Here is a 5,535-nt window from a genome sequence, read left to right on the forward strand (position 1 = left end):
GCCGTTCCCGCCGCAGCCGTGCCAGGACCGACTCCGGGGCCGGTGCGGCGCCCGGCGGGAGGTCGGCGAGGAGGGCCAGCACCCGGTGGCGTACCTCCGGGGCCGCCGAGCGGTCGAGACCCGGGCCCAGCGCCGACAACGTACGGTCCTTCGCGTCCCGCCCGCCGACCAGCCCGGACGTACGGGTCGCCGTCAGCCAGGCCGTGGCCAGGCGGGCCCAGCGCTCGGCGGGGGGCTGCTCGCGCCACTCGTCGTACGCCGGGGTCGCCGCGTACCGCTCGTCCGCCTCGCCGTCGGAGGCGATCAGCCCGGCCGCGTACGCCAGCTCCACCCAGAACGCGGCGACCGGCTCGGGCACGTCCAGGGCGACCGCGGTCCGCTTCAGGTCCCGCACGCTCAGGCCCCCGGCCCGCAGCACCGCCGGGCCGCCCTCGTCCCAGTCCTTCAGCAGCTCCTCGATCGTCGCCAGCGCGGTGTACGCCTGCCCGGCCGCCGTCGCGTCCACAACCTGTGGACGGTGAACGGCCGCGGCCTCCACCGGCGGCGGCACCGGCTCCGGCGTGCGGTGCGCCCGCCCGCCGCGCAGATGCAGGGCGACCTCGCGCGGCAGGACGACCGTGCCGGGCGCGGTCGGCAGCAGCAGACCCCGGTCCAGCAGCCAGCGCAGCCGGGGCGCCGGGTCGGCGGTGACCTGCCCGTACGGCGGCCCCCACACCAGCCGTTCCAGCACCTCCAGCGACTCGGCCGGTGCGTGGGCGAGCAGTGCGCCCATCCGCTTGCGGTCGGTGAACAGCTCCGTCAGCGCGGCCACGGCCGACACCGAGTCGTGCGTGGACGGCAGCCCCGCCGTCGCCACGATCTCCTGGATCCGGCCCGGCGACATCCCTGCCGTGGCCTCCTGCACGGTCGGACCCAGACCGGTCGGGGAGGGGTGCTGCGGGGACGGCGACAGCAGCTCGCGGGCCGTGCGCACCAGCCGCAGCCGGTCGTCGCCGCCCCACACCAGCGCCTGTTCGCGCAGCGTGCCGAGCGCGTGCGGCAGCGCGGCGGTGACCGCCGGGTCGCCCTCGTCGCCCGCCAGCAGTCCGAGCAGTTCGCCGTACGTCGCCGGGTCCGAGGCCACGGCGAGCGCCTCCGCCGTCTGGAGCGCGAACCGGTCCAGGCGTTCCAGTGCGCGGACGACCGAGGCGCGGGTGCCGGCGCGGGTGGCGAGCTGGGTGAGATCCGTGGGTACGGGCGTGATGAGATCCGGCCGGCTGCGCAGCAATGCGGCCAGGGAGGCGTCGTCCCGTCCCCGAAGCGCCTCCGCGAGGGAACGGGGGGCCGAGGCCGACGGGGCCGGCGCGGGCTTCTCCTCGGTGCTCATCCGACTCACGGTAGCGGGTGGCTACGCCGGTGGGGTGCCGGGAGTTGGGCCGGCCGGTGCCCCTCGCGGTACGGTCGTGCGACCGGGTGTCCCAACACTTCAGCCCCGGAGGGGACTTCGTGGGTATCGAGAGTGACCAGGTCGTCTACGAGTATCTGAGCCGGGTCGGCGACGTGGCGCAGCAGCGGCAGTTGCCGTCGGCGGACCGCATGCGGCTGGTGAACCGGCTGCGGGACGAGATCGACCGGCGGCGCGCGAAGGCGGTCGTCGACTCACCGGCCGCGGTGCGGCGGATCATCTCCCGGCTGGGGACGCCGGACGAGGTGGTGACGGCGGCGACGGAGGGGGCGGCGGGGGCGGAGCCGGGGGGTTCGGTGCCGCGTGCGGCGGTGCCTCGGGCCGCGGTGCCTGTGCAGCGGGACGGGGAGCGCGGGAAGAGCGGGAAGGGTGTGCTGCGGAGGGTGGTTCCGCGGACCCGGCCCGGTGCGGAGGAGGAGGAGCGGGGAGCGGCCTCGGCCTCTGCTCCGGCGCAGGAACGTGTTGACGGGCCGTCCGCGCCCCATCGGGCCGGTATGGACGAGATGGGGGACACCTCGAGGCAGCCCGACTGGTGGCGGGTGGACAGCAGTCCGTTCGGGGTGGGGGACGAGGTGCCGGGGTTCGTCGGGGGGATCGAGATCCCGGAACTGCTGAGGCCGCCGCAGCCGAGGGAGCCGGTGGAGAAGCATGAGGAGGCTCAAGCGGAGGCGGAGGCGGAGACCGAGGTCGAGGCCGAGGTCGCATCGCCGCGCCGCCGTCGGATTCCCCTCCGCCTTCCGTCCCGTACGGGGAGCTGGAACAACCCCCTGTTGCTGCTCGCCGCGGGGTTGCTGGTCGCGGGGGCGGTGCTGGGGAACTGGTTCGCGTTGATCCTGGGCTGGCTGATCGCATACGCCTCGCGGCGGCTGACGCAGGCGGAGACGAAGTGGGCGGTCGTCATCCTGCCGGGCCTCGCGCTGACGGCGGGCGTGGTGTGGCTCTGGGGCCGGACGAACGGCCGCTGGGGTGAGCCGATCGCCGAGGGCGCGATGAACGCGGCGATCGCGGAGACGTGGCCGTGGGTGGTCCGGGGCGCGGCGGTGGCATCGGCGGCGTTCCTGGTGTGGCGGTCCCAGCGGCAGAGGTGAGCGGGGGTGGGCCGACCCGGGGGCACCTCCCAGGCCCTCAAGGCACTGGGGGAGGCACGACCGCCCGCGGGATCACGTGTGTGGCTGCCCGCGGGATGGACGACGCGAGCACCGGCCCCCGCACAGCTGCCCTCAGGACCGGTGGTTTTCCGGGGCCTGGACAATGGCCCCATGGCAGCCACCCACGCGAACGTGTCCCCCTCCGTGCCCACCGTCGGGTTCGACCTCGACATGACCCTGATCGATTCGCGGCCCGGGATTCGTGCCTGTTACGTCGCGTTGGCGGAGCGGACCGGGACCTACATCGACGCCGATCTCGCCGTCACCCGGCTGGGGCCGCCGCTCGTGGAGGAGATGGCGTACTGGTTTCCGGCCGAGCGGGTCGCGGAGATGGCGGACGTGTACCGGGGGATGTATCCGGCGTACGCGATCGAGGCCACGCCCGCGCTGGAGGGGGCACGGGAGGCCATAGCGGCTGTGCGGGAAGCCGGCGGGCGGGCCATCGTCGTCACCGCCAAGTACGAGCCCAACGCCAAGCTGCATCTCGAGCATCTCGGGATCGAGCCCGACGCCGTGATCGGGGATCTGTGGGCCGAGCAGAAGGCCGTCGCCCTGCGGGAGCACGGGGCGAGCGTGTACGTCGGTGATCATGTGGGGGACGTGCGCGGAGCCCGCGCCGCCGGTGCGGTGTCCGTGGCCGTCGCCACCGGACCCTGCGACGCCGGGGAACTCCGCGCGGCCGGCGCGGACGTCGTCCTCGCGGGGCTCACGGAATTCCCCGGGTGGTTCTCGGACTACTGCGCGGACTACCGCCCCGCCCGCGCCTGACGGCGCCCCGCCGCCACCGAACGCAGGACACCCGCTCCCGCCATCAGAAAACCGACCGCCATGAGCATGCTCAATCCGAACATGTACGTCGGAAAGGGCGTCGTTCCGAGGAACAGCGGGGCCACCGTGACCAGTGTGGCCACGGCACCGATGAAGAAGACGAGGGCACCGGCACGGACCAGACCGTCACCGGGCGCGGCGGAATTCGCTTGGGTTTTGTCACGCACCCGACCAGGGTAGTTCCCAGCGCGTAGGGAACAACCGGGTGACGTCTTGTCACGGGCCTGAGGACCATTAGCCTTGGTACCGGCGGGTCACCAGGCCCGCCCGAGTGCTATCAAGAGCCGTTTCAGCAGTAGCCAGCAGCAGTTTTCCGACGAGTACGAGGACGAGGACAGACGTGCCTACCGGCAAGGTCAAGTGGTTCAACAGCGAGAAGGGCTTCGGCTTTCTCTCCCGTGACGACGGCGGCGACGTCTTCGTCCATTCCTCGGTCCTCCCCGCCGGAGTCGAGACGCTCAAGCCGGGCCAGCGCGTGGAGTTCGGCGTGGTCGCCGGGCAGCGCGGCGACCAGGCCCTGTCCCTGACGATCCTGGACCCGACGCCGTCGGTCGCGGCGGCCCAGCGCAAGAAGCCCGACGAGCTGGCCTCCATCGTCCAGGACCTCACGACGCTCCTGGAGAACATCACGCCGATGCTGGAGCGGGGCCGCTACCCCGAGAAGCAGGCCGGCAAGAAGATCGCCGGCCTGCTGCGGGCGGTCGCCGACCAACTCGACGTATAGCTCACAACCGCTTACGGAAAGCGCAGCGCGTCCGGGCCGAGGGGCGGTACCAGTCCCTCGGCCGCCGCGCGTGTGAGCAGCCCCCGCACCGCCGCGTAGCCGTCCTCGCCGAGGCCGGCGGTGAACTCGTTGACGTACAGCCCGATGTGCTGGTCGGCGACGGCCGGGTCCATCTCCTGGGCGTGCTCCATGACGTACGGGCGGGAGGCGGCCGGGTCGTCCCAGGCCATCCGGACCGACGTGCGGATGGAGTCGGCGAGCCGCGTCAGCGTGTCCACGCCCAGGGACCGGCGCGCGATGATCGCGCCCAGCGGGATCGGCAGCCCGGTGGTGTGCTCCCAGTGCTCGCCCATGTCGGCGAGCTTGTGCAGACCGTAGTTCTGGTACGTGAAGCGCGCCTCGTGGATGACGAGGCCCGCGTCGACCTTGCCGTCCCGCACGGCGGGCATGATCTCGTGGAAGGGCATCACCACGATCCGCCCCACCCCGCCGGGCACGACGTCCGCCGCCCACAGCCGGAACAGCAGATACGCCGTCGACTTCTCGCTCGGCACGGCGACCGTGCGCCCGGCGAGGTCCACGCCGGGCTCCCGGGTCAGCACCAGCGGCCCGCAGCCCCGGCCCAGCGCGCCGCCGCAGGGCAGCAGGGCGTACTCGTCGAGGACGTACGGCAGCACGGCGTACGACACCTTCAGCACGTCGAACTCGCCGCGCTCGGCCATGCCGTTGGTGAGGTCGATGTCGGCGAAGGTGACGTCGAGGGACGGTGCGCCCGGGACGCGGCCGTGGGCGAGGGCGTCGAAGACGAACGTGTCGTTGGGGCAGGGCGAGTACGCGATCTGCAGGCTCATGTCGTGGTCCAACTGTCCAGAACGGGCGCGAGCTTCCCGAAGCCCTCGGTGAGGGCGGTCAGGGCGTCGCCGATGCGCCAGGCGGCGCGGTCGCGCGGGCCGACGGGGTTCGAGACCGCCCGCAGCTCCAGCACGGGCACGCCGTGCGCGGCGGCGGCCTCCGCGACCCCGAAGCCCTCCATGGCCTCGGCGAGGGCGCGGGAGTGACGGGAGCGCAGCTCGGCGGCACGGGCGGCGGTGCCGGTCACCGTGGAGACGGTGAGGACGGTGCCGGTGAGCGCGCCGGTCGCGGCGGCGGTGTCCCGTACCAGGGCGGCGGGCGGGCGGTGGGTGACCGTGCCGAAGCCGAGATCGGTGACCGGCAGGAAGCCGTCCGCCGTGTCGGCGCCCAGGTCGGCCGCGGTGATCTCGTCGGCGACGACGAGCGAGCCGAGCGGCGCGTGCGGGGGGAAGCCGCCGCGATCCCGGCGGAGATCACCAGGGCGTAGGGGCGGCCGTCCAGCGCGGCGGCGGTCAGCGCGCCGGCCGTGGAGGCGGCGG

General features: G+C 73.7%; 5 protein-coding genes and 2 pseudogenes. 3 read left to right on the forward strand and 4 right to left on the reverse strand.

Going from position 1 to position 5,535, the window contains the following annotated elements:
* Positions 1-1,366: pseudogene (locus tag N4P33_RS31800) on the reverse strand (DNA-binding protein); the annotation flags it as partial.
* Between the two features lie 119 nt (positions 1,367-1,485).
* Here N4P33_RS31800 and N4P33_RS31805 point away from each other — a divergent pair.
* Positions 1,486-2,532 carry a hypothetical protein gene (locus N4P33_RS31805; RefSeq protein WP_260830415.1) on the forward strand — a complete coding sequence of 349 codons (1,047 nt, stop codon included), beginning with the start codon at positions 1,486-1,488 and terminating at the stop codon, positions 2,530-2,532.
* A 171-nt stretch (positions 2,533-2,703) separates the two neighbouring features.
* On the forward strand, positions 2,704-3,360 hold the full coding sequence (locus tag N4P33_RS31810; protein WP_260830416.1) for an HAD family hydrolase: 657 nt from the start codon (positions 2,704-2,706) through the stop codon (positions 3,358-3,360).
* Here N4P33_RS31810 and N4P33_RS31815 read toward each other — a convergent pair.
* Positions 3,339-3,587, reverse strand: coding sequence for a hypothetical protein (locus N4P33_RS31815; RefSeq protein ID WP_260830417.1), 249 nt, complete (start codon positions 3,585-3,587; stop codon positions 3,339-3,341). The two genes, N4P33_RS31810 and N4P33_RS31815, sit on opposite strands and share 22 nt — an antisense overlap.
* 173 nt (positions 3,588-3,760) lie before the next feature.
* On the opposite strand from N4P33_RS31815, the gene N4P33_RS35605 reads away from it, so the two are divergent.
* Entirely contained in the window at positions 3,761-4,144 is a 384-nt protein-coding gene (locus tag N4P33_RS35605) for a cold-shock protein (protein WP_313904622.1), read from the forward strand.
* A gap of 11 nt (positions 4,145-4,155) precedes the next feature.
* Here N4P33_RS35605 and N4P33_RS31825 read toward each other — a convergent pair whose 3' ends face one another.
* Positions 4,156-4,995, reverse strand: a complete 840-nt coding sequence (locus N4P33_RS31825) for a 1,4-dihydroxy-6-naphthoate synthase (RefSeq protein WP_260830418.1) — start codon at positions 4,993-4,995, stop codon at positions 4,156-4,158.
* Positions 4,992-5,535: pseudogene (locus tag N4P33_RS31830) on the reverse strand (futalosine hydrolase); the annotation flags it as partial. The pseudogene N4P33_RS31830 and the gene N4P33_RS31825, both read right to left, overlap by 4 nt.

Source organism: Streptomyces sp. 15-116A (genome assembly GCF_025290915.1).
Taxonomy (GTDB): domain Bacteria; phylum Actinomycetota; class Actinomycetes; order Streptomycetales; family Streptomycetaceae; genus Streptomyces.

Coding starts and splice junctions, on each gene's coding strand:
- N4P33_RS31825 (WP_260830418.1), bottom strand. CDS start 4,995: ATGAGCCTGCAGATCGCGTACTCGCCCTGCCCCAACGACACGTTCGTC.
- N4P33_RS31810 (WP_260830416.1), top strand. CDS start 2,704: ATGGCAGCCACCCACGCGAACGTGTCCCCCTCCGTGCCCACCGTCGGG.